The 22,525-nt window shown below is 65.2% G+C and carries 22 protein-coding genes; 11 read left to right on the top strand and 11 right to left on the bottom strand.

The features are described 5' to 3' along the window. Nucleotides 1–102: 102 nt before the first annotated feature. Entirely contained in the window at nt 103–966 is an 864-nt protein-coding gene (gene purU / locus QX132_RS16855) for a formyltetrahydrofolate deformylase (RefSeq protein ID WP_315738990.1), read from the top strand. Nucleotides 967–981: 15 nt separating this feature from the next. Here the strand turns inward: purU and QX132_RS16850 are convergent, their stop codons facing one another. Further along, entirely contained in the window at nt 982–1,233 is a 252-nt protein-coding gene (locus tag QX132_RS16850) for a hypothetical protein (RefSeq protein ID WP_316162034.1), read from the bottom strand. A gap of 332 nt (nt 1,234–1,565) precedes the next feature. Between QX132_RS16850 and QX132_RS16845 the strand changes: the two genes are divergently transcribed. The 6 genes from QX132_RS16845 (at nt 1,566) to QX132_RS16820 (ending at nt 7,900) form a co-directional block, all read left to right on the top strand. Continuing rightward, entirely contained in the window at nt 1,566–2,744 is a 1,179-nt protein-coding gene (locus QX132_RS16845; RefSeq protein WP_315712906.1) for an ABC transporter substrate-binding protein, read from the top strand. Nucleotides 2,745–2,983: 239 nt separating this feature from the next. Beyond that, complete coding sequence (locus QX132_RS16840) at nt 2,984–3,853, top strand: branched-chain amino acid ABC transporter permease (RefSeq protein ID WP_315738988.1); 870 nt, start codon at nt 2,984–2,986, stop codon at nt 3,851–3,853. Nucleotides 3,854–3,860: 7 nt separating this feature from the next. Beyond that, the gene (locus QX132_RS16835; RefSeq protein ID WP_315738987.1) at nt 3,861–4,898 is read left to right on the top strand and encodes a branched-chain amino acid ABC transporter permease; all 1,038 of its coding nucleotides are present in this window, start codon (nt 3,861–3,863) and stop codon (nt 4,896–4,898) included. Beyond that, nucleotides 4,895–5,641, top strand: coding sequence for an ABC transporter ATP-binding protein (locus QX132_RS16830; protein ID WP_315738986.1), 747 nt, complete (start codon nt 4,895–4,897; stop codon nt 5,639–5,641). The genes QX132_RS16835 and QX132_RS16830 overlap by 4 nt, the downstream gene beginning before the upstream one ends. Beyond that, nucleotides 5,641–6,357, top strand: a complete 717-nt coding sequence (locus QX132_RS16825) for an ABC transporter ATP-binding protein (protein WP_315738984.1) — start codon at nt 5,641–5,643, stop codon at nt 6,355–6,357. The genes QX132_RS16830 and QX132_RS16825 overlap by 1 nt, the downstream gene beginning before the upstream one ends. Before the next feature lie 424 nt (nt 6,358–6,781). Continuing rightward, nucleotides 6,782–7,900, top strand: a complete 1,119-nt coding sequence (locus QX132_RS16820; protein WP_315777076.1) for a cobalamin-independent methionine synthase II family protein — start codon at nt 6,782–6,784, stop codon at nt 7,898–7,900. A gap of 302 nt (nt 7,901–8,202) precedes the next feature. On the opposite strand, the gene QX132_RS16815 is transcribed toward QX132_RS16820, so the two are convergent. The 5 genes from QX132_RS16815 to QX132_RS16795 all read right to left on the bottom strand — a co-directional run bounded on the left by QX132_RS16815 (nt 8,203) and on the right by QX132_RS16795 (nt 11,268). Next, complete coding sequence (locus tag QX132_RS16815; protein WP_315777077.1) at nt 8,203–8,532, bottom strand: addiction module antidote protein; 330 nt, start codon at nt 8,530–8,532, stop codon at nt 8,203–8,205. Nucleotides 8,533–8,535: 3 nt separating this feature from the next. Then, nucleotides 8,536–8,829: a type II toxin-antitoxin system RelE/ParE family toxin gene (locus tag QX132_RS16810; RefSeq protein WP_316162032.1), complete on the bottom strand. Its 294-nt coding sequence runs from the start codon at nt 8,827–8,829 to the stop codon at nt 8,536–8,538. Nucleotides 8,830–8,929: 100 nt separating this feature from the next. Next, nucleotides 8,930–10,054, bottom strand: coding sequence for an acyltransferase (locus QX132_RS16805; protein ID WP_316162030.1), 1,125 nt, complete (start codon nt 10,052–10,054; stop codon nt 8,930–8,932). 86 nt (nt 10,055–10,140) lie between these two features. Then, nucleotides 10,141–10,833: an SGNH/GDSL hydrolase family protein gene (locus QX132_RS16800; RefSeq protein WP_316162029.1), complete on the bottom strand. Its 693-nt coding sequence runs from the start codon at nt 10,831–10,833 to the stop codon at nt 10,141–10,143. Between the two features lie 57 nt (nt 10,834–10,890). Further along, entirely contained in the window at nt 10,891–11,268 is a 378-nt protein-coding gene (locus QX132_RS16795; protein WP_315738976.1) for a DUF2147 domain-containing protein, read from the bottom strand. 287 nt (nt 11,269–11,555) lie between these two features. Here QX132_RS16795 and QX132_RS16790 point away from each other — a divergent pair, with 287 nt between their 5' ends. From QX132_RS16790 to ahcY, 3 genes are all read left to right on the top strand, one after another. Then, nucleotides 11,556–12,905: a hypothetical protein gene (locus QX132_RS16790; protein ID WP_315759151.1), complete on the top strand. Its 1,350-nt coding sequence runs from the start codon at nt 11,556–11,558 to the stop codon at nt 12,903–12,905. Between the two features lie 57 nt (nt 12,906–12,962). Beyond that, entirely contained in the window at nt 12,963–14,159 is a 1,197-nt protein-coding gene (gene metK / locus QX132_RS16785; RefSeq protein WP_315796587.1) for a methionine adenosyltransferase, read from the top strand. Nucleotides 14,160–14,280: 121 nt separating this feature from the next. Continuing rightward, nucleotides 14,281–15,702 carry an adenosylhomocysteinase gene (gene ahcY, locus QX132_RS16780; protein WP_316162027.1) on the top strand — a complete coding sequence of 474 codons (1,422 nt, stop codon included), beginning with the start codon at nt 14,281–14,283 and terminating at the stop codon, nt 15,700–15,702. A 234-nt stretch (nt 15,703–15,936) separates the two neighbouring features. Here the strand turns inward: ahcY and QX132_RS16775 are convergent, their stop codons facing one another. The 5 genes from QX132_RS16775 to QX132_RS16755 form a co-directional block, all read right to left on the bottom strand. Then, complete coding sequence (locus QX132_RS16775; protein ID WP_315782781.1) at nt 15,937–16,959, bottom strand: hypothetical protein; 1,023 nt, start codon at nt 16,957–16,959, stop codon at nt 15,937–15,939. 262 nt (nt 16,960–17,221) lie between these two features. After that, complete coding sequence (locus QX132_RS16770; RefSeq protein WP_316162025.1) at nt 17,222–17,803, bottom strand: cytochrome b/b6 domain-containing protein; 582 nt, start codon at nt 17,801–17,803, stop codon at nt 17,222–17,224. A gap of 47 nt (nt 17,804–17,850) precedes the next feature. Continuing rightward, on the bottom strand, nt 17,851–18,123 hold the full coding sequence (locus tag QX132_RS16765; protein WP_315738971.1) for a PepSY domain-containing protein: 273 nt from the start codon (nt 18,121–18,123) through the stop codon (nt 17,851–17,853). A gap of 272 nt (nt 18,124–18,395) precedes the next feature. Continuing rightward, complete coding sequence (locus QX132_RS16760; RefSeq protein WP_316162024.1) at nt 18,396–20,750, bottom strand: TonB-dependent receptor; 2,355 nt, start codon at nt 20,748–20,750, stop codon at nt 18,396–18,398. Nucleotides 20,751–21,077: 327 nt separating this feature from the next. Continuing rightward, a complete protein-coding gene (locus QX132_RS16755; RefSeq protein WP_315782775.1) occupies nt 21,078–21,455 on the bottom strand; it encodes a hypothetical protein in 378 nt (125 codons plus the stop codon). 466 nt (nt 21,456–21,921) lie between these two features. Between QX132_RS16755 and QX132_RS16750 the strand changes: the two genes are divergently transcribed. Beyond that, nucleotides 21,922–22,413 carry an ATP-binding protein gene (locus tag QX132_RS16750; protein ID WP_316162023.1) on the top strand — a complete coding sequence of 164 codons (492 nt, stop codon included), beginning with the start codon at nt 21,922–21,924 and terminating at the stop codon, nt 22,411–22,413. The last annotated feature ends 112 nt before the right edge of the window (nt 22,414–22,525 follow it).

Raw genomic sequence — 22,525 nt, 5'->3', positions numbered from 1 at the left:
GCGTTGGCGCAAGGGCGTGGAGGGTGATAGAGCAGGGCCCGAACGGGCGCCAAGCCTGCCGCATCATTCATCCTCACATCATCCGCCCGGTACGTCATCGCCATGTCCGACCACCAGTATGTCCTGACCCTGTCCTGCCCGGATCGTCCCGGGATCGTCTCGGCCGTCTCGACCTTCCTCGCCCACAATGGCCAGAACATTCTCGATGCCCAGCAGTTCGGCGACTTCGAGACGGGTCACTTCTTCATGCGGGTGGTGTTCACGGCCGCCGATCTCGCCGTCAACCTGCCGGCGCTGCAGACCGGCTTCGCCGCGATCGCCGAGCGCTTTGCGATGGACTGGCAGATGCGCGACCGCGCCGGGCAGCGCCGGGTGATGCTGCTGGTGTCGAAGTTCGACCATTGTCTGGTCGACATCCTCTATCGCTGGCGCACCCGCGACCTCGCGATGATTCCGACCGCCATCGTCTCCAACCATCCGCGGGAGACCTATGCCGGGCTCGATTTCGGCGACATCCCGTTCCACCACATGCCGGTGACCAAGGACACCAAGCGCGACCAGGAGCAGGCGATCCTGAAGCTGGTCGATGAGACGAAGACCGATCTCGTCGTGCTGGCGCGCTACATGCAGATCCTGTCGGACGAGATGTCGGCGAGCCTGTCGGGCCGCTGCATCAACATCCATCATTCGTTCCTGCCGGGCTTCAAGGGCGCAAAACCCTATCACCAGGCCTATGAGCGCGGCGTCAAGCTGATCGGCGCCACAGCTCACTACGTGACCCGGGATCTCGATGAGGGTCCGATCATCGACCAGGATGTCGAGCGCATCAGCCATCGCGACACGCCGGAGGACCTCGTGCGCAAGGGCCGCGACATCGAGCGGCGCGTGCTGGCGCGGGCGATCCGCTATCACCTCGAGGATCGCGTCATCCTCAACGGGCGCAAGACCGTCGTCTTCATGGATTGATGTCGCGACCGCCCGTCAGCGGCCGGGGACGGTCGCCCGCGCGTTGGCGTTCGACTGCGTCTCCTTGTCGCGTTCGGCGGCCGGCATCTGCCGCTGCCGCTCGCGCTCCTGCATGAAACGGTCGTATTCCGGGGTTCCTGGACGGGGCGGCGCACCGGCCGGCAGGCCGCCGGCCCATTGCGGCATCAGATCGCCCATCCCCGCGCCGACCTTCTCATTGATCGACGAGCAGCCGGCGAGGATCGGCCCGGCCACGGCCAGAAGCATCGTTGCGGCCGGAAAGAGCCTGGTCCGGGGGTGGCGTCTGGCCGGCATTGACGGGGGACCTTTCGTGCTGCGGGCGACCCGCGGCCCGGACCCTAACGATTTGCCATCAATTGGTAAAATTTGGCCGTTTGATGATGTCGGTACTAATATACCAATCACGGATTGGTGGTCCGTTGCGGAAACCTACCGTTCACGAAGCCTCCCATGATCGCCATTGACAACGGGGTCCCGAGTCCGCAGCGATGCGCCCGCGATATCGTGAACGAGATCGCACGGTTAAGACAACAATGGCCGGGGGCTGCGGTCCTGATCCGACCAGGGAGGTAGTTTCAATGTTCGTGCGAAGCAAGACACTGACGCTCGCCAGTGCGGCTCTTGCCGCGGCTGCGCTCGCGTCCGGTGCGGCGCGGGCCGAAGACGCATTCAAGATCGGCTTGATCGTGCCGATGACCGGTGGCCAGGCGTCGACCGGCAAGCAGATCGACAATGCCATCAAGCTCTACATGCAGCAGAACGGCGACACCGTCGCCGGCAAGAAGATCCAGGTCATCCTCAAGGACGACGCCGCGCTGCCCGACAACACCAAGCGTCTGGCGCAGGAGCTGATCGTCAACGACAAGGTCAACGTGATCGCCGGCTTCGGCGTGACGCCGGCGGCTTTCGCCGCCGCGCCGCTTGCCACCCAGGGCAAGATTCCGGAAGTCGTCATGGCCGCCGGCACCTCCATCATCACCGAGAAGTCGCCGTACATCGTCCGCACCAGCTTCACCCTGCCGCAGTCCTCCACCATCATCGGCGACTGGGCGGTCAAGAACGGCATCAAGAAGGTCGCCACCCTGACCTCGGACTACGCGCCGGGCAACGACGCGCTGGCCTCGTTCAAGGAGCATTTCACCGCCGGCGGCGGCGAGATCGTCGAGGAAATCAAGGTTCCGCTGGCGAATCCCGACTTCGCTCCCTTCCTGCAGCGCATGAAGGACGCCAAGCCGGACGCCATGTTCGTGTTCGTGCCGGCCGGCCAGGGCGGCAACTTCATGAAGCAATATGCCGAGCGCGGCCTCGACAAGAGCGGCATCAAGGTGATCGGACCGGGTGACGTCACCGACGACGACCTGCTCAACGACATGGGCGACGCCGTGCTCGGCGCCGTCACCGCGCACATCTATTCGGCGGCGCATCCGTCGGCAAAGAACAAGGAGTTCGTCGCGGCCTACAAGAAGGCGTTCAACAGCCGTCCAGGCTTCATGGCGGTCGGTGGCTACGACGGCATCCATCTGATCTACGAGGCGCTGAAGAAGACCGGTGGCAAGACCGACGGCGATTCCCTGATTGCTGCGATGAAGGGTATGGCCTGGGAGAGCCCGCGCGGTCCCATCTCGATCGATCCGGAGACGCGCGACATCGTTCAGAACGTCTACATCCGCAAGGTCGAGAAGGTCGACGGTGAGCTCTACAACGTCGAGTTCCAGACCTTCGACGCCGTCAAGGATCCGGGCAAGGCCAAGAAGTGACGCGATAGGCGTCATCTCAAGCGCGCACGGACCGTGCGCTCCCTCCCCCGCCTGCGGGGGAGGGCTGGGGTGGGGGCACCCCCACGGCACACGCGTCGTGTGGAGAGATTTCCCCCACCCGGATCACATCGTTCCGATGCGATCCGACCTCCCCCGCAAGCGGGAGAGGCGCAGACCGAGCAAGCGTTGTATGCATGCCCTTCGGATGAAGGGATGACCGGGGACTGAAACTCGACTCCATGACCGCCATCCTCACCAACCTGTTCGACGGCGTCGCTTACGGCATGCTGCTGTTCGTGCTGGCCTGCGGGCTCGCCGTGACGCTCGGCCTGATGAACTTCGTCAACCTCGCCCACGGCGCCTTCGCCATGGCCGGCGGCTATGTCTGCGCCGTGCTCGTCAACCGAATGGGATGGCCGTTCTTCGCAGCGCTGCCGCTGGCCTTCGTCGCGAGCGCCATGATCGGCGCGCTGCTGGAGCGGACACTCTATCAGCATCTCTATGCGCGCAGCCATCTCGACCAGGTGCTGTTCTCGATCGGACTCGTCTTCATGACGGTGGCCGCTGTCGACTACATCATGGGCTCCTCGCGAATCTTCATCAAGCTGCCGGACGTGCTGCAGGGCCAGTTCGACGTCTTCGGCGTCGGCATCGGCCGCTACCGGCTGATGATCATCGTGATCTGCGGCCTGCTCACAGTGGGGCTGCAGCTGGTGCTCTCCAAGACGCGGTTCGGCAGCCGGCTGCGCGCCGCGGTCGATGATCCGCGCGCGGCGAGCGGCCTCGGCATCAACGTGCCGCAGGTGTTCGCCTTCACCTTCGCGTTCGGCTGCGGACTGGCCGGCCTCGGCGGCGCGCTCAGCGCCGAGATCCTCGGCCTCGATCCGTACTTCCCGCTCAAGTTCATGATCTACTTCCTGATTGTGGTCACCGTGGGCGGCTCGTCCTCGATCACCGGGCCGTTCCTGGCCTCGCTGCTGCTCGGCATCGGCGACGTTGCCGGCAAATATTACGTGCCGAAGCTTGGCCCTTTCGTCATCTACACCATCATGATCGTGATCCTGATCTGGCGCCCGAACGGCCTGTTCGGTCGCACGGCGACGCGGTGAGGATCGCATGACGACGAATGCACAAACCGAGGTCGGATTTCACGCCAGGCAGCACGGCCGCTGGCACTGGAGCGAGTTCGCCTTCTGGATCGTCGTGCTGGCGGTTGGCCTCGCGTTTCCATCGCGCTACCTGATCATGACCGAGATCCTGCGGCTGGCGCTGTTCGCGCTGTCGCTCGACTTGATCCTCGGCTATGCCGGCATCGTCTCGCTCGGGCACGCGGCCTTCTTCGGCGTCGGGGCCTATTGCGCGGGCCTGCTCTCGGTGCACGGCATCATCAATGAGCCGGTGCTGGCGCTGATCGTGGCGGGACTTGCCGCCACTGTGCTTGGCTTCGCCACCAGCTTCCTGGTCATCCGCGGTGTCGACCTGACGCGACTAATGGTGACGCTCGGCATCGCGCTCCTGATGGAGGCGCTGGCGGAGCGCTTTTCCAACATCACCGGCGGCACCGACGGTCTCCAGGGCATCGACATCCAGCCGATCTTCGGCGTGTTCGCCTTCGACATGTTCGGCAAGACCGGGTTCTTCTATGCGCTTGCGGTGCTGTTCGTGCTGTTTCTGCTGGCGCGGACGATCGTGCACTCGCCGTTCGGCCTGTCGCTGCGCGCGATCAAGAACAATCCGCTGCGGGCCGCCGCCGTCGGCATTCCCGTCAACAAGCGCCTGATCGCGATCTACACGGTCGCGGCGTTCTATGCTGGCATTGCCGGGGCGCTGTTCACCCAGACCACGGCACTGGCCTCGCTCGACGTGTTCTCGTTCGAGCGCTCCGCAGACCTGGTGCTGATGCTGGTCATCGGCGGCTCCGGCTATCTCTATGGCGGGCTGATCGGCGCCGCCGTGTTCCGGATGCTGCAGGAGCTGTTCCAGTGGATCACGCCGCAATATTGGATGTTCTGGATCGGCCTCGTGCTCGTCGTCATCGTGCTGGTGGGCCGCCACCGCATCCACGCTTATGCGCTGTGGTTGCCCAACCTCATCCTGCGCCAGATCGCTGGCCGCAAGGCCGCGGTGGCCCTCACCGATAACGAGGCGCCATGACCTACGCATTGGAAACCCGCGGCCTCGACAAGCATTTCGGCGGCCTTCACGTCACCCGCGACCTGTCGCTGCAGATCGTGCCGGGCGCGCGCCACGCGCTGATCGGCCCGAACGGCGCCGGCAAGACCACCGTGATCAATCAACTGACCGGCGTGCTGGAGCCGAGCGCGGGCCGCATCCTGCTCGAAGGCCAGGACATCACCGACCTGCCGGTGCACAAGCGCGTGCTGCGCGGCCTGTCGCGCACCTTCCAGATCAATCAGCTCTATCCGGACCTGACGCCGCTGGAGACCATCGGGCTTGCCGTGTCCGAGCGCCTCGGCGGCGGCGGCAATTGGTGGCGGCGCATGGGCACGCGCGACGACATCAATGCCGAGATCGCCGAGACGCTGGAGAGCTTCCGCCTGCTCGACGTGATGAATGATCGTACCTCGACCTTACCCTATGGCAAGCAGCGCCTGCTCGAGATCGCCGTCGCGATCGCCGCCAAGCCCCGCGTGCTGCTGCTCGACGAGCCCGCCGCCGGCGTGCCCGAGGGCGAGCGCAAGGACATTCTCGCCGCCGTCGCCGCGCTGCCGCGCGACGTGACGGTGCTGCTGATCGAGCACGACATGGATCTCGTCTTCTCCTTCGCCGACCGCATCTCGGTCCTGGTCTCCGGCGCTCTGCTGGTCGAAGGCACGCCGGACGAGGTCGCGCGCGATCCGCAGGTCAAGGCGGTCTATCTCGGCGAGGCTGCGTGATGACCGATCTGCTGACCATCGAGAACCTGCGCGCCGGCTACGGTCAGGCGGTCGTGCTGCCGAACATGTCGCTCAAGCTGCCCGAGGGACAGGTGCTGGCGCTGCTCGGCCGCAACGGCACCGGCAAGACGACGCTGATCAATTCCATCGTCGGCGTCACCCGCCGCTTCTCCGGCAAGCTGGCCTTGGCGGGCACCGACATCACGAGCCTGCGCGCCGATCAGCGCGCCCGTGCCGGCATCGGTTGGGTGCCGCAGGAGCGCAACATCTTCCGCTCGCTCACGGTGGAGGAAAACATGACCGCGGTGGCGCAGCCCGGCCCCTGGACGGTCGAGCGCGTCTACCAGATGTTTCCGCGGCTGAAGGAGCGCCGCAACAATTTCGGCAACCAGCTGTCGGGCGGCGAGCAGCAGATGCTGGCGATCGGCCGCGCGCTGACCCTGAACCCGAAGGTGCTGCTGCTGGACGAGCCGACCGAGGGCCTGGCGCCGATCATCGTCGAGGAGCTGCTGGCCGCGATCGGCACCATCAGCCGGGCCGGCGGGCTGTGCTCCATCATTGTCGAGCAGCACGCGCAGAAGCTGCTCGCGCTGGCCGACCGCGTCGTCATCCTGGAGCGCGGCACTATCGTGCATGATGCCCCGTCGAGCGCGCTGAAGGCCGATCCGGCGCCGCTTGAGCGGCATCTGGGGGTTGCGAGCGCGGCGGCGCATTGACCCGATCAACCGGCTCGACGACAGCCGGGCAGCGTCATCTTCAGTTGCAGTTGTGATATGGTTCACGCACGCGGTGCGGGAGTCGATTGCGGTGTGTCGCGCCGCCTTTGCCACATTGGTATGCAGGATTCGTCATCGCAGGGAACGATCGTGAAGCGCCGACAAAGGGCAACCCGGCCCTTCCGCCTCGCCCCACCCGGAGACGGTCGCAAAATCACCCCTGGATGATTTCTGGCAGCCCAGGCGAGTGGTGTGGCGGGGGGACCGGGCCAAGCTCCCCGTTCCAACGGAATTGTATACCGATCGGATACGGGGTAGGGGATGGACCCGTCCATGACGCTTTGCCCGGATCGCACGCCAAGGCAGATCGCAACCGGCCCAACAAGTCTATCCAACGAATCGACGCCTTCCAAGGAGTGAGCACATGCAACGCACCAAGCCCCCATTCCGCGCCGACGAAGTCGGCAGCCTCTTGCGGCCCCAGAAGATCAAGGAAGCCCGCGCCAAACTCGAGAAGGGCGAGATCTCGGCCGACGATCTCCGAAAGATCGAGGACATGGAGATCGAGAAGGTCGTGCACCGCCAGGCCTCGACCGGCCTGAAGCTTGCGACCGATGGCGAGTTCCGCCGCTCCTGGTGGCATTTCGACTTCCTCGCCAAGCTGACTGGCTGCGAGCTGTTCCATCCCGACACCGGCATCCAGTTCACGGGCGTGCAGACCCGTCATGACGCGGTGCGCGTGATCAGCAAGCTCGACTTCCCGACCGATCATCCGATGCTCGACCATTTCCGCTTCCTGAAGAAGCACGCCGACACTGCGCATGTGACGGCGAAGATGACGATCCCGTCGCCGGCCGTGCTGCACTTCCGTGGCGGCCGCAAGTCGATCTCCAAGGACGTCTATCCCGATCTCGACGCCTTCTACGAGGATCTCGGCAAGACCTATCGCAAGGCCGTCAAGGCCTTCTACGACGCCGGCTGCCGCTATCTGCAGTTCGACGACACCGTGTGGGCCTATCTGTGCTCGCAGGACGAATTGCAGAAGGCCAGGGAGCGTGGCGACAATCCCGATGGCCTGCAGCAGATCTATTCGCGCATCATCAACTACGCGATCGCCGAGCGGCCCGCCGACATGACGATCACGACCCACGTCTGCCGCGGCAATTTCCGCTCGACCTGGATCTCCTCGGGCGGCTACGAGCCGGTGGCCGAGACCATGCTCGCCAACACCAACTACGACGGCTACTTCCTGGAGTATGACAGCGAGCGCGCCGGCGGCTTCGAGCCGCTGCGCTTCCTGCCCAAGGGCAACAAGGTCGTCGTGGTCGGTCTCGTGACCTCGAAGGTCGGCGAGCTCGAGAAGAAGGACGACATCAAGCGCCGCCTGGAGGAGGCCTCGAAGTTCGCTCCGCTCGACCAGCTCGCGCTGTCCCCGCAATGCGGCTTCGCCTCGACCGAGGAAGGCAACATCCTGAGCGAAGAGGAGCAGTGGGCCAAGCTGCGCCTCTGCGTCGAGCTCGCCGAGGAAATCTGGGGGAAGTAAGCCTGCGGACAGGAGCCCATTGAAGTCAGACCCGTACCTTACCCGGGGCAGCTGACTAAGACGGTCGCTTCGGAACAGGATCGCCGCGGCAAATGCGCGGCGATCCTTCACGGCGATGGATGCAAGAGCCGCCATGTCCGTGACCTGATTTTGACGATTGCGATTTCAATAGGTCTGGCCGAGGTGGACTCATCAAGCCGCCCAAGCAATCCCGTCGGGTCTTGGCTCTGTTGCAAGAGGCCCGATGATCTGCTGAATGGCTGGTAACGACCAGCACATTCAATGCCATCTCGAAGATCTCACTACGCGGCCCGGCGGCCCGCCTTCTTGGTGGTCTTCCGCTTCGGAGCCGTCTTAGGCGGAGCCGAGGTGAGCTTCACGCCGAGAGCGCGGAGCACTTTCAGGATGGTGGCGAACTCCGGGTTCCCGTCTTCACCAAGCGCCCGATAGAGCTGTTCGCGGCGGATGCCGGTTGCCTTTGCGACTTCCGACATGCCGCGCGCCCGGGCAATTGTGTTGATCGCGGCGCGGATTTCATCAGCGGTGCCGTCCTCAAGCGCCGCGGCCAGAAACTCGGCTTGGGCCTCCGGCTCCGCAAGATATTCCGCGGCATCGAAGCGCGTTGTTGCCATTCGCTACCCCTCTCTCTCGGCCAGTTCTTGAGCGCGCCGGATATCGGAACGCTGGGTGCTCTTGTCACCACCGCAAAGCAGGATCACCAAGACGTTGCCTTTCTGGCGAAAATAGACCCGATAGCCGGGGCCGTAATCGATCCATATTTCGGAGACGCCCCCACCAACGGGCTTGCTGTCCCCGAGGTTGCCACCTTCAGCACGGGCAATGCGGGCAGCAATACGTGCCTTTGCTCTCGCATCTCGCAGACCAAGAAGCCATTCCTTGAATTCGCTGGTCTGCCGGATTTCGAACATGAAAGAGTGTATCTTAAAAGGTACAGAGGCGCAAGGGTGCGAGAGCGAGGCGCGCCGGCAATGCCCTCCTGCCCGAGCGCTGGGCTCGGCGGTCTTGCGATCAAGGTTGGGCGGCCGGAGCAATCCGCCCCGTTTCGTTTTTGCGTAGCAGTGCGCGACGAATCAGCCGCTGCGCTCGCGCCTCGAACCCGCGATAGGTGACGTACGCCGCCGACAGGGTCAGCGCCATGAAGCCAATCCAGAACGACTGGCTGCCGTATGGAATTGCTCGTCCTAAAAAGCCAAAAACCAGTGCGATCGCAAGCTGGATCGGGAAGTGCAGCAGATAGCAGGAATAGGTCATGTTGCCGGCGGCCTGCAGCAGGTTCTCGATGCGCCGCGGCAGGGCGATCGGCCTCGCGCAGGCGAACAACAGGATCGGCGTGGTGACCAGCAGCAGAGCTGCGGCCCGCTCGGCCAGCTCAATGCCGGAGATCCAGAGAGCGACCGGAATTCCGACAGCCGCGCTCAAAGCGAGGGCCTCGAGCTTCGGCCGATACCAGGCATCGGCGACGCTCTGCCGCGCCATGGCGGCCAGTCCGCCGGCATAGAAGAACACGAAACACTTGCCGACCAGCGTCCCGCTCGCGATGCCGGCCAGGATCATCGCCAGGTTCAAGAGCGATGATGTGGTGACGAAACGCAGCGCCAGGAAGAAGGCCGCATAGACCAGGACCTCGATCGAGACCGACCAGATCGGGCCGTTGAAGCTGACCCCGGTCGGCGGCAGCCAGTCGCTGGCCATGAAAAGCTGGGCGACGAAATGAGCGAGATCGTTGCTCTGGTAGACGAAGAAGAAGCCGTGCTGCGCGACATAGAGGGTCTGCAGACCCGCGACCAGCAGCAGCGTTGCGAGATGCAGCGGATAGAGCCGCGACAGCCGGTTGACGAAGAAGGTCCAGCCATCGACCGTGCCGTCGGGGATGATCGCGCTGTACTTCCAGAAGAAGATGAAGCCAGAGATGCACCAGAAGATCACGACGCCGTATTCGCCGAGCTCATAGAACGGAAACAGGACATTGTAGAACGGCAGCTCGCTGCGGACGAGATCGACAGGGGCATCGGCGATGTAGGCGAAGTGCGGGTAGTGCCACAGCAGCACCGAGATGGTGGCGAGGAAACGCAGCAGCTCGAGCCCGAGCAGCTTGTGAGTCCCAGGCGATGTCGATGTGTGAGGCAGGGCCATGCGGTGATCGTTAACCGTCTCGACGGGATGTGCGGCCCCATCCTAGCCGGCGCGAAGTGAAGGATTGTTTTCGCTGCCTGCGGGGATCAGCGGCAGGCGAGCTCGGTTCCCTGCAGGATCGCCTGGTCCCAGGATCGATAGCCTGTGGCATTCAGATGGATGCCTTCGAGCGTGAACGGCGACTCCATCGGCGGCAGGGGCAGGAAGGTCGCGCCGGTGCGCCTCGCGAGGTCCGGCAGCATGGCGCGATAGCCGGTGATGCTCGCCATGGCGGCCTTCTCCATGGCCGGCGTGAATGGCCCGCGCGCCTCGACGAGGGGAAACTCAGCGATGAAGATGCGCGTGGTGAGCTTTGACAGCTCGCGCAGCAGGGCCTCGTAGCGTCCAGCGAAGACCTCGCTGGAGTCGGGCTTGGCGGTCAGTGCATCGTTCACGCCGAGGGAGACGATGATCGCGAACGGCCGTTTCGGCCCGAGTGCGGGCTTGAGCCAGCCGGCGAGGTCGCTGCGCGTCCCGGCGCCGGCGAGACCGGCATTGACGAGCGGATGCCCGCAGGCGCTGGCCGGCAGCGTCGCCGCCTCGACGATGCTGTCGCCAAGCACGATGATCGGATCATCGGGGCGCGCCAGCAGGTTGTAGTGGACGATGAGCTGGCGAACCGTCCGGTGGTCGCTGCCGGACGGCGCCGCAGAGCGGCGCACCAGCACGAACGTCGCGGCTGCCGCGGCAATCACCGCAAACAGCACGAAACCCAGTCGCGCCTGTGCCTTCGCTGCCATGTGGACGATTGGTGCCCTCGATCGGTGAGACCGTAGTGCAAATTCGCAAACGGAGCTCTAATTCGCCCGCGTCCAGGTCGAGGACCGGCAGACGATGCCGCCGAGCGCGCAGCCCGCGGTCGTCAAGGTGCCGCCCGACAGCGTCATCTTGGCATCGTAGGTCTTGCCGTCATCGGGATTGCTGTAGCTGCCGGCCCAGGCATTGGGTCCGGTCGGCTTCATGCCGGAGAACAGCCGCTGGCCGACCTTGGCCGGGGTGTCGGTGCCCTCCTTGATCCAGACCAGTGTGCCGCAGATGGCGCCGCCGCAGGGGGTGAACTTGACCTTGGAGGCGCCGCTCTCGCGCAGCCAGACGCCGGTGACGTCGTCGGCGAGCGCCGGGCCTGCGGCCAGCGCGAGCGAGAACCCAAGTCCAAGGACAAAACGACCGATCATGCGTGCCTCCCTAATCCTTCGAGACGAGCTTGTTGCTGGCGGATCGTGTCGGCGATGCGGCGGGCCGACGGCGATACGCTTCGTCTCCATTGTTCAACAAGGATAGCAGGATTCGGACATGCTGCACCTCGCGACCGGGCGTGCCGATGTGGCGCGACAGCGCCGTATCCGGTGTTTCTGCGTCCGGAAGGTTCCGGGTTCGGGCTCTTTCCAATGGTGGGCAGATGGTGCTAGGAGGTTGGGCCAGGGCGCGCTGCCCACTCATGTTTCCCACCCCGCCGGGCCGAATGAAGAACGACCAGCTGCTCGCCCAGATCACGGAGTTCTGCCGCCAGTCCGACATGGCGGAGTCGACGTTCGGCCGGCGCGCCGTCAACGACGGCAAGCTGGTGCAGCGGCTGCGCGAGGGCAAGCGCATCACCATCGACACGCTCGACCGCATCCAGGCCTATATCGCGGCATCCACCGGCACCCTGCCGCCGCCGCGGCTCGATGTCGTGCCCGAGAAGCGCGATCCCAAGAGCAATTTCCGCTTCTTCGAGAACCGCCAGAAATATCTCTTGTTCGTGCACACCTGCAGCGAGAAGCGGGTGGTGGCGGAACGGGTGGGGCTCGAGCTCGCCAGCATCCATCCGCGGCCGCCGGCACTGCGGCTGTTCGATGCCGGCGTCGGCGACGGCACCGTGCTGTCGAAGGTGCTGCGGACCATGCATGGCCGCTTTCCCCACATCCCGTTCTATGTCGCGGGCAAGGAGCTGAGCCTCGAGGACGTCCGGCTGACCTTGGAAAAGGTGCCGGACCGGCTGTTCGAGCACCCCGCCAGCGTGTTCGTGTTCACCAACATGAACTATGCTGAGGCGCCCTGGCTGACCCCGGCCTCGCCGTCGGTGGCGGCCTCGATGATCTGGCACGAGGTCGTGCTGCAGGGCGATTCGTCGGGGGATTTCGAGACCCAGATCGCGGCGCTGAAGCCGTTCCTGGAGCAGAACTGGCGCGCCAACGTCTCCCAGCGCACGGGCATGCCGGTCTATGAGCGGCCGATCGCGCTGGTGCTCTACCGCGAGGATCACCGCTTCCTGCTCGACGGCATCATCCCGCGGGCCGGGCGGGTCGAGGCCAATTTCGACCTGATCATCGCCTCGCAGCCCTACCGGGCCCGTTCCTCGGTCAATTTCCGCGCCAAGCGCATCATCGCACCGCTGGCGAGGGCGCTGAAGCCGGGCGGGCGGCTGATCGGAATCCACTCCCATGGCGAGGATCCGGGCCTGGAGATCATCCAGGCGGTCTGGCCCGGAGAAAATCCTTTCTCGGTCAGCCGCCATGAGCTATTGCGCGCCGTCAAGTACGAGTTGGGGTCCAGTGGGCGGGACTTAAATTTTAACGCCTATGCGGACAATCGCTCGATTTTCAGGTATGAGATGGAGGCTCTGCCCAACGAGGTCACCGGTACCATCGGAACCTCGACGGCCTTTGCAGCCTGGAATGCGGCGGTGTATGTCGCGCAGATCGAGGAAGACCGCCTGACGGAGGTCGCACACTCGTCTCGTGCGCTCGACGCCGCCAGAGAGGTTCTGCGAAAGCACAACGGGCTGTGGTTCTACGACGAGTCCTACGTCATCTCGCGGCGTCGCGACTGACATTCCTTAGGGATCAATACAAACGACCGCCGTGGGCGGCGAAGAAGGGGTTGCTTGATGCGCGCGTCATATCTGTTCACCTCGGAGTCGGTGTCCGAAGGCCATCCGGACAAGGTTTGCGACCGTATTTCCGATGAGATCGTCGACCTGTTCTACCGCGAAGGGCCGAAGGCCGGCATCGACCCCTGGCAGATCCGCGCCGCGTGCGAGACGCTCGCCACCACCAACAAGGTCGTGATCGCCGGTGAGACCCGCGGCCCGGCTTCGGTTACCAACGAGCACATCGAGCACGTCGTCCGCGAGGCCATCAAGGACATCGGCTACGAGCAGGAAGGCTTCCACTGGAAGACCTGCGACATCGAGATCCTGCTGCATCCGCAGTCGGCCGACATTGCGCAGGGCGTCGACGCGCTGCAGCCGGGCGAAGTCAAGGAAGAGGGCGCCGGCGACCAGGGCATCATGTTCGGTTACGCCTGCAACGAGACGCCCGATTTGATGCCGGCGCCGATCTTCTACGCCCACAAGATCCTGCGCCTGATCTCGGAAGCCCGCCATTCGGGAGTTGAGAAGGTGCTGGGCCCGGACTCCAAGAGCCAGGTCACCGTGCGCTATGAGAATGGCAAGCCGGTCGGCGTGCGCGAGATCGTCGTCTCGCACCAGCACCTGGTCGAGGACATGACCTCGGCGCAAGTGCGCGAGCGCGTCGAGCCCTACGTGCGCGAGGCGCTGCCGAAGGGCTGGATCACGAAGGACACGATCTGGCACATCAACCCGACCGGCAAGTTCTACATCGGCGGTCCCGATGGCGACACCGGCCTCACCGGCCGCAAGATCATCGTCGACACCTATGGCGGCGCGGCCCCGCACGGCGGCGGCGCCTTCTCCGGCAAGGATCCGACCAAGGTCGACCGCTCCGCGGCCTACGCCGCCCGCTACCTCGCCAAGAACATCGTCGCTTCCGGTCTCGCCGACCGCTGCACCCTGCAGCTCGCTTATGCCATCGGCGTGGCGCGGCCGCTGTCGATCTACATCGACACCCACGGCACCGGGAAGGTATCCGAGGACAAGCTTGAGAAGGCGGCGGCCGAGGTCATGAACCTTACCCCGCGCGGCATCCGCTCGCATCTCGACCTCAACCGCCCGATCTACGCGCGCACCGCGGCCTACGGCCATTTCGGCCGCACGCCGGACAACGAGGGCGGCTTCTCCTGGGAGAAGACCGACCTCGCCGAAGCGTTCAAGCGCGCGGTGTAGTTGTTAGGGCCGTCATTCCGGGGCAGCGCAATAGCGCTGAACCCGGAATCTCGAAGTGATGGATTCCGGGTTCGCGCTTACGCGCCCCGGAATGATGTTTTTTGACAAACAGGAACCCCACATGACCGCCAAGCCAGGTTTCACCGACTACATCGTCAAGGACATTTCGCTCGCCGAGTTCGGCCGCAAGGAGATCTCGCTCGCCGAGACCGAGATGCCCGGCCTGATGGCTACGCGTGAGGAGTATGGCCCGAAGCAGCCGCTGAAGGGCGCGCGCATTGCGGGCTCGCTGCACATGACCATCCAGACCGCGGTGCTGATCGAGACGCTGAAGGCGCTCGGCGCCGACATCCGCTGGGTCTCGTGCAACATCTACTCGACCCAGGACCACGCCGCCGCGGCGATCGCTGCCGCCGGCATTCCGGTGTTCGCCGTCAAGGGCGAGACGCTGGTCGACTACTGGGACTACACCGCCAAGCTGTTCGACTGGCATGGCGGCGGCCATCCGAACATGATCCTCGATGACGGCGGCGACGCCACCATGTACGTCCATCTCGGCCTGCGCGCCGAGAACGGCGACGCGGCGTTCCTCGACAAGCCTGCCTCCGAGGAGGAGGAGGTGTTCTTCGCGCTGCTCAAGAAGCAGCTCAAGGAGAAGCCGAAGGGCTACTTCGCCGAGATCGCCAAGTCGATCAAGGGCGTCTCGGAGGAGACCACCACGGGCGTGCACCGTCTCTACGACATGCAGAAGGCCGGCACGCTGCTGTGGCCCGCGATCAACGTCAACGACAGCGTCACCAAGTCGAAGTTCGACAACCTCTACGGCTGCCGCGAGTCGCTGGTCGACGGCATCCGACGCGGCACCGACGTGATGATGTCCGGCAAGGTCGCGATGGTTGCGGGCTTCGGCGACGTCGGCAAGGGCTCGGCCGCCTCGCTGCGCCAGGCCGGCTGCCGCGTCATGGTGTCCGAGATCGATCCGATCTGCGCGCTGCAGGCGGCAATGGAGGGCTATGAGGTTGTGACGATGGAGGACGCCGCGCCGCGCGCCGACATCTTCGTCACCGCCACCGGCAACAAGGACATCATCACCATCGAGCACATGCGCGCGATGAAGGATCGCGCCATCGTCTGCAACATCGGCCATTTCGACAACGAGATCCAGGTCGCCTCGCTGAAGAACCTGAAGTGGACCAACATCAAGCCGCAGGTCGACGAGATCACCTTCCCCGACGGCAAGCGCATGATCCTGTTGTCCGAAGGCCGCCTCGTGAATCTCGGCAATGCGATGGGCCACCCGTCCTTCGTGATGTCGGCGTCCTTCACCAACCAGACGCTGGCGCAGATCGAGCTCTACGCCAACAACAAGGACGGCAAGTACAAGAAGGAAGTCTACGTGCTGCCGAAGTCGCTGGACGAGAAGGTGGCGATGCTGCACCTCGCCAAGATCGGCGTGAATCTCACCAAGCTGCGCCCCGACCAGGCCTCCTACATCGGCGTCAAGCCGCAAGGCCCGTTCAAGTCGGACCACTACCGCTACTGATAATCCGGCGCGACGCGCGGCGGAGACGGTGAAGGCCGGGGCATTGCCCCGGCCTTTTGTTTTGTCGTCATCGATGCTCCGAAGATGGGACGTCGTCATTGCGAGCGAAGCGAAGCAATCCAGGGTGTCGCGTGCGACTCTGGATTGCTTCGTCGCTTCGCTCCTCGCAATGACGGAGAGAGTGTGCGCTCTACGAAATCAACGAGATACTGCCACCTGCAGTGTACGTGACAATCACCCTGTCCGCCGCGAGGCCAGCGCCGACGCGCGCACCGCCTTCGTGCGCTTTGCCGCATGATGCTCCGGTCGCGCGGCGATCCGCTTGCCCTTCTTCGTCTCCGCCGCCGCCACCCTCACCGCAGGCGCGCGATGCTTGGCATATTCCTCGCCGTCGACCGGGCCGACATGTGGCGGGTCGCGATCGAGATAGGGCCGGCCGATGCCAAAGCTCTTGCCGTTGGCGTCGACCCATTTCCACAACTGCTCGGTCGCCACCCAGCGCTGTGCGCGCGTCGCGCCGTTGACGCTGACGATGTCGGCCGCGAGTCCGTGGCCGTAGCCGCCGCGCAGGCTGCCGCCGTGATAGGAGCGGTTGGTCGCGGCCTTCAGCCCGCTCGCGATCTCCTGGCGATAATCGTCGCGGAAGCCGCTGGTGATGCCCGGCGCGAGACCCGCGGCCTCGGCGGCGTGCAAGGTGTGAAACAGCTTCAGCTTGAAGCCGCGGTCCATGCCGCCGATCACGTACTCCATCATGCTGCGGCCGACGCGCTCGGCCGCCTTCGGATCCTTCCAGGTGAAGTCATTGTCGACCAGCTTGGTGAAGCTGCGCGTCACCTTCACCATGCGCCCCTTGCGCTTGACCGTGACGACGCGGCGCTCGGTCTCGCGGATCTTGTCGAGCTTCGGCGCGCGCTCGTACAGCGCCCACAGATAGCGATCGATGCAGGCATCGATGGCGGGGCACTCGTCGAGGATCTCGATGCGGTCGGCGCTGGCGACAGTGGGCCGAGGCGGTTCGGTCGCTGCGCTGGGCGCGGCCTGTTCGTCCGCTGGCAGGACGGCCGATGGCGTGATCGACGCGGTCGTCAGCGCAGGCTCGGCTGCGGTCGGCTGCGGCGACGTCGCGATCGGCTCCGCGACGACGGGCGGCGTCGCCGCCTCGATCTCGGCGGCGGCCGCGGGCCATGCCGCCGCACAAGCTATCAGGACAACGGACCGACACAACGCACGCGTCGAAAGCTGCTGCGAGCTCATCATCCGGCCTCCCCAAAATCCGAGCCCCTGCTGGTGAGGGGCGGTCAGGCATCCGATACCTGCGATTGTTCGGCGCAAGACGGCCCGGCGCAATAACGCATCTCCGCGCCCGCGCAGCTTTTGCGAGAACTGTGGCCTGCGTGCAACGCTCGTGAGTTCCGGGTGTGGCGCGATTCGCCGCGAACGATCGTTCGGCGACGACAGATGATGGAGACCGCAGGGCCTCCGGCTGACGCCCTACGCCGTACTCGGCTGAGCCGGCCAGTCAGCTCGTGCGCGAGCTGCGCCGCAGCAGCTTCCGCCCTGTCAGCATGGCGCGGGCGAGATTCTCGCGCTGCAGGCGGCTCACCAGCACCACGCCGGCGACATGCAGCACCACCAGCGGGATCAGCAGATATGACGTCACCTCGTGGGTGTCCTCGACCCACCAGATGCCGAAGAAGCGCACGGTCACCTGCATCGCGCCGGTCACCACGGAAACGATGAGCAGAAGCAGCAGTGCGAGCTGCATCGCCGTGCCCGCAGGGTTCAGCCCGAGATAGCGTCCGGTCCTGCCGCGCCGCAGATTCCACAGATAAGCGGGCGTCGCGCGCAGCCGGGCGCCGATGCTGCGGAAGCGCGAATGGCGGGTGCCGATGATGCCCCAGATCAGGCGGAACGCAAGCAGTCCGAGGATCGCGTAGCCCGCGATCCGGTGCAGGCCGTCATGGACGTTCGGCGTCACCCACGCGATGAGCACCAGCACGGCCAGCATCCAGTGCCACAGCCGCAGCGGAAGATCCCAGACCCGTACGGTCTCGGCGGCGTCCCGGTGTTTCAGGCTGGTGCGGGGGGCTGTGCCGTGCATGGCTTTCACGTCAGGTCGTCCAGCACGCTGGACGACGCTTGCGCCAACTACTTGGCGATCGTGTGCTTCAGGCTGAGATCCTCCGGGCTGTAGAACAGCTCATACAGCTTGCCGCCCTTGACGCCGTAGACCTCGTAGCAGGTGCCCTCGACCTTCGAGCGGCGCACCTCGTAGCCCGCATCCTTCGCCTTGGCTTCCGCCTCGGCCGCCGGCTTCCACGACGCCTTGTCGAGCTTGGTGCAGTCCTTGTAGCCGTCCGCCAAGGCCGGCGAGATGGCGGCAAACGCGACAGCGAGCGCGGCCGCAATGGTCAGTCTCATCAATCCCTCCAATGAGCAAATACAAATACGATGCATCGTGGGATCAGTGGAGACGGCAACCGCCCCGATGTGTCAACGGAGCGGCGGCTGGAATTGCTCTTAGAGCTTTTCCAAATTCGCAGGGCCGCGATTTTTCAGCCGAGAATCGCAGACGGCGTGATGCGCGACGTTACGTCTCGCTCGCGCCGCTCGTCGCGACACACCGTGGTCGTCTGGCGTCCGCTCTCGCCCTGTCCCGCCGGCGGGACAGGGCGCCGATGCGAATGCCGGCGTCAGAATTCCAGGTTCGCACCCAGATAGAACGAACGTCCGGGGCCGGGAACGGCGGTGCCCCACATCGTCGCGGTGCCCGATACGCCGCCACCGGTGGCAGCGACGGTGCCGGCCTCCTTGTTGAACGACATCGATGCGCCCTCGCCGATATAGGCGCCGCCGAGCGGCAGGTAGTAGAGCTTGTTGAACAGGTTCTCGACGCCGAAGCTGATGCGCAGCTTCTGCCAGCTGTAGTTGCTGCGCAGGTTGACCAGGCCGTAGGCCGGGGTCTTGAGCTCGTTGCGCGCGACGGAGACGTCGGACTTGCGGCCCACCATCACCAGCTCGAGGCCGCTGTCCCAGCCGTCGAGCCGGTGCGTGAGCGTCAGCCTGCCGTTGATCGGCATGATGTTGTAGAGGCCGCCTCCGGTGTCGAGGTTCCTGCCGTTGGTATAGCTCAGGACTCCTTTCAGGCCGAAATCACCGATCGGCGTCCTGCCCAGCGGTACCTTGCCGGACAGATCGAAGCCGTACAGCCGTGCCTGCTGGTTCATGTACTTCATGATCACGAACTGGTTGGCGACGGCAGGCACGGCAGCGGTGTTGGTGGCGGCCTTCCACTGCACCGCATCGATGTAGTCGCGCACATGGGTGTAATAGGGTGTGAGCCGTATCTCGGCCTCATGGTCGGCGCTGTGCCAGGCGCCGGTGAAGCTCACGGTATGGGCGACCTCGGGTCTCAGATTGGGGTTTCCAAGATAACCGTTGCCGTCGCCGACGAAATTGTTCATCTCCAGCGCCATGGTGTTCCGCGACCAAGAATAGCGTTCGTACAGATTTGGCGACCGGGTCTTCTGCATCGCGCCGAACTCGAAGGTGAGATGGGCGCTCGGCGTATTCCGGAACAGCGCCGTCAGATCGACATTGTTGTCTTTTCGCGAGCGATCCATGGCGTTGAACGCCGCGCGGGAGCCGACCGAGCTCGTCTCGTACATGCCGGACATGAACCCCGATGTCAGCGGCGTGGTGCTGGTGTTGTAGCCGACGACCGGTCCGGTGTCGGTCTCGACGCGTTCGAACCGCACGCCCAGCAGCGACAGCCAGGACGGGCTCCACTTCGCCTCCCACTCGCTGAACACGCCGGCCCGGTCGCGCTTGCCGCCGTTGATGTTCCAGAACGTCAGCGGCGCCATGCCGCCGATGCAGTTGCCGACGTCGCAATCGGGGGCCGGCGGCCACCAGTCGTCGAGACGATAGGTCTGCAGGTCGACGCCGACGCGGACCACGTCGCGGGGCGACAGCGTGATGTCGGCCTTGGAGGTCAGGCCGTTGGTCTTGGTGCGCGTATACATCGGCATGCCGTTGACCGGATAGCTCGCACCCGTCGTGTTCGGCGGGCGCAGCGTGCCATACGAGAGCAGCCGATCGCCGCCGAAGTTCATGTAGTGATCGACGGACTGGTGATAGAGGCGGGTGTCCAGATCGCCCCAGTCGAACCGGCCGAGATGGTGCAGGTTGAGGCTGTAGGCATCGTTGCCCAGCATGTCCATGCGCTGGTTCGGGTAGAGCTGATAGGGGACCTCCTGCACTCCCGCCTTCAGCTCGATGAGCTGGCCGTCCTTGCTCCAGGCGATGCCCATCAGATGATTCCTGGTCTCGTAGGCGGATGAGCCGACCTGATCGAGGGGAAGCACCGGCGTGATCGAACTCCTCAGGGTGAAGTTCTTGAAGTTGCCGCCGGCCGTATAGTTGTCTGCCTTGACCGCAGCGCCGCTGTAGCTGACGCTGTAGTTCTCGGTGGCCATGGTGGCCGACAGGTTGACGCCGCGCACGTTGCCGTTGCTGCGGTAGAACGTGCCGATGCTGCCTTTGGTCAGCAGGCTCTGCCCCGGCGCCGCGAACAGGGCCGCCGGCGAGCTGACGGCGACGGTGCCGCCGATCGAGTCGCCGCCGACGCTCACAGGAGTGATGCCCGCCCAGACCTTGGCTGCGGCGACCTGGGCCGGATCGATGTAGGACAGCGCCGGATTCATGTGATTGGGACATGAGGCGATGGTGTCCATGCCGTCGACCTTGACGCGCAGGCGGTCGTCGGCGAGGCCATGGATCGCCGGCAGGCTCGAGGCGCCGCCGGCCGAATAGAGGCTGACGCCGGGCACATCGGCAAACAGCGCAGCGGTGTCGTTCGTGATGGCGCGCTTCGCCAGGATGTCACCCGGCGCAACCGAAGTGGCGCCGGGAGGCGAGGCGACGCCGTCGGATGAGGTCGCCTGCGGCGGCGGCGCGCTTGCCGGATTGGTCGTCGCCGCATGTGCGCCCCTGCGGCGGACGGCCGTTCGGGCGGCCGGGCGGGGCTGCGGGACAGTGACCGTCACCTGCGGCAGCGTGGCGGCAGAGCGAGCCCGCGATGGGTCCTGCGCAAGCACGGGGCTCGAAAGGGCGAATGCCAGCAGCGCAGGCAATGTCAGCACGGTGGTTGAGCGGAGCAACCGCCGCCGGACGGGTGTCGAACATTGGTCCATGATGGGATCTCGGAATAGGAATGGGAGAGGCGTCTGGCGGCGAGCGCGCCGTGGCCCCGTGAACATGTCGCGACGAGGCGGCTGCGGGCACGGCTGCGGCGACCGCCGGACGGCAGCCCACAGCGCGCGCGGACGAGACCGGCCGCATCGTGACGGGATGAGATGTCTGGAGTGATCGGCCTAGACGGCCGCCGGTGGTCCGCGAGCGACCGGCAGTTCGAGCGCGGGCCGGAGCGCCGCAACGACGTCGATCCGCTCGATCAGGATCGCCACGACCACCGGCATCGGCCGCGCCACGGCGGGTACGTGCGGGACGGTGACGCCGCGCCCGAGCGCACAGAACGGACAGCTCGCGCATTGCTTGGCCGCAGTGCCGATATCGTCCGACGGCGGACCATCGGTGGAGCTCTGACAGATGATGGCGGTGTCGGGAGCCGCAACCGCAGCGCTCATCGCGGAGAGCGCCAGCACGGACTGGAAGATCAGGGCCCATGCCGCGAACCAGACGAGAGCGGCGCCGAGCCGCGACAGCGCTGCACGGCGCCGCGCTGAGCGCATGCGCGCCTCACGTCGTCCTGATGCGATGCCTTGTAGTTGACGCCCCTGACGAGCCACCGACTGACGCCCCCGTCCCTCGCAACTACCTACAGGAGCGGACATCCGGTTGGCAATGGACGACACGCGGCCGGCTCGACTCCCGTCGCAGTGGATCAATTCGGCCACAGTGAAGTGACTTCAACTCATTCGCGAGCGGCCGGCGCGACTGAAACGCGCGCGGGCCATTCTTGCGAGTCGAACTCAATCGCGGCGCGGTCTCGCGACGGATGACGGCCGGACCTGGACGCCGTCAGCGACATCTGTCAAATATAGCCTCATGACCTTCCGCATTCGCATCGCAGGCGCTGCCGTCAGCAGCCGAATTACCGACCCGGCCTGATCCGTCGGGCCGGGCGCTTCTGCCTGTGAGAATTGCCTGTGAATGCTCTTGGCGCCCGAAGAGGCGCCGTATGCGAGGTCTGTATCCGTGTCTCCCAACCAACCGACGCTGCACCTCGTGTGCGGCAAGATCGCTGCCGGCAAATCGACGCTCACTGCGGAGCTCGGCCATCGCTCGGCCACCGTCGTGGTCGCCGAGGACGACTGGCTGGCGCGGCTCTATCCCGGCGAGCAGAACACCCTGGCCGACTACGTGCGCAATTCGTCACGGCTGCGCAGCGTGATGGGGCCGCATGTCGTCGCGCTGTTGCGGGCCGGCGTTTCGGTCGTGCTCGACTTCCCCGCCAACACGCCGGCGAGCCGCGCCTGGATGCGCAGTCTGTTCGAAGCCGCCGGCGTGCCGCACCAATTGCATCACCTCGACGTCCCCGACGAGGTCTGCAAGGCGCGGCTGCGCGCGCGCAACGCAGAAGGCCGCCACGCCTTCACCGTGACCGACGAGGAGTTCGACCTGTTCACCTCCTACTTCGTGGCGCCGACCCCGGAGGAAGGATTCGACGTGATCGCGCATCGGACGTGATGCCGCTCGCAATAAACAGAGCGATCGTCAACGTGCTCGTAGCCCGGATGAGCGAAGCGACATCCGGGTTCACCGGCACACTGCGTGAGACCCCGGATGTCGCTTCGCTCAT

The sequence above is a fragment of the Bradyrhizobium sp. SZCCHNRI20481 genome (assembly GCF_032485055.1).
GTDB lineage: Bacteria > Pseudomonadota > Alphaproteobacteria > Rhizobiales > Xanthobacteraceae > Bradyrhizobium.
Note: the sequence above shows the minus strand (reverse complement) of the source record. Positions and strands in the feature narration are given on the sequence as shown.

Bases quoted from the DNA above. Each gene is read 5' to 3' on its own strand.
- purU (WP_315738990.1), top strand. From the start codon at position 103: ATGTCCGACCACCAGTATGTCCTGACCCTGTCCTGCCCGGATCGTCCC.
- QX132_RS16850 (WP_316162034.1), bottom strand. From the start codon at position 1,233: ATGCTTCTGGCCGTGGCCGGGCCGATCCTCGCCGGCTGCTCGTCGATC.
- QX132_RS16845 (WP_315712906.1), top strand. From the start codon at position 1,566: ATGTTCGTGCGAAGCAAGACACTGACGCTCGCCAGTGCGGCTCTTGCC.
- QX132_RS16840 (WP_315738988.1), top strand. From the start codon at position 2,984: ATGACCGCCATCCTCACCAACCTGTTCGACGGCGTCGCTTACGGCATG.
- QX132_RS16835 (WP_315738987.1), top strand. From the start codon at position 3,861: ATGACGACGAATGCACAAACCGAGGTCGGATTTCACGCCAGGCAGCAC.
- QX132_RS16830 (WP_315738986.1), top strand. From the start codon at position 4,895: ATGACCTACGCATTGGAAACCCGCGGCCTCGACAAGCATTTCGGCGGC.
- QX132_RS16825 (WP_315738984.1), top strand. From the start codon at position 5,641: ATGACCGATCTGCTGACCATCGAGAACCTGCGCGCCGGCTACGGTCAG.
- QX132_RS16820 (WP_315777076.1), top strand. From the start codon at position 6,782: ATGCAACGCACCAAGCCCCCATTCCGCGCCGACGAAGTCGGCAGCCTC.
- QX132_RS16815 (WP_315777077.1), bottom strand. From the start codon at position 8,532: ATGGCAACAACGCGCTTCGATGCCGCGGAATATCTTGCGGAGCCGGAG.
- QX132_RS16810 (WP_316162032.1), bottom strand. From the start codon at position 8,829: ATGTTCGAAATCCGGCAGACCAGCGAATTCAAGGAATGGCTTCTTGGT.
- QX132_RS16805 (WP_316162030.1), bottom strand. From the start codon at position 10,054: ATGGCCCTGCCTCACACATCGACATCGCCTGGGACTCACAAGCTGCTC.
- QX132_RS16800 (WP_316162029.1), bottom strand. From the start codon at position 10,833: ATGGCAGCGAAGGCACAGGCGCGACTGGGTTTCGTGCTGTTTGCGGTG.
- QX132_RS16795 (WP_315738976.1), bottom strand. From the start codon at position 11,268: ATGATCGGTCGTTTTGTCCTTGGACTTGGGTTCTCGCTCGCGCTGGCC.
- QX132_RS16790 (WP_315759151.1), top strand. From the start codon at position 11,556: ATGAAGAACGACCAGCTGCTCGCCCAGATCACGGAGTTCTGCCGCCAG.
- metK (WP_315796587.1), top strand. From the start codon at position 12,963: ATGCGCGCGTCATATCTGTTCACCTCGGAGTCGGTGTCCGAAGGCCAT.
- ahcY (WP_316162027.1), top strand. From the start codon at position 14,281: ATGACCGCCAAGCCAGGTTTCACCGACTACATCGTCAAGGACATTTCG.
- QX132_RS16775 (WP_315782781.1), bottom strand. From the start codon at position 16,959: ATGATGAGCTCGCAGCAGCTTTCGACGCGTGCGTTGTGTCGGTCCGTT.
- QX132_RS16770 (WP_316162025.1), bottom strand. From the start codon at position 17,803: ATGCACGGCACAGCCCCCCGCACCAGCCTGAAACACCGGGACGCCGCC.
- QX132_RS16765 (WP_315738971.1), bottom strand. From the start codon at position 18,123: ATGAGACTGACCATTGCGGCCGCGCTCGCTGTCGCGTTTGCCGCCATC.
- QX132_RS16755 (WP_315782775.1), bottom strand. From the start codon at position 21,455: ATGCGCTCAGCGCGGCGCCGTGCAGCGCTGTCGCGGCTCGGCGCCGCT.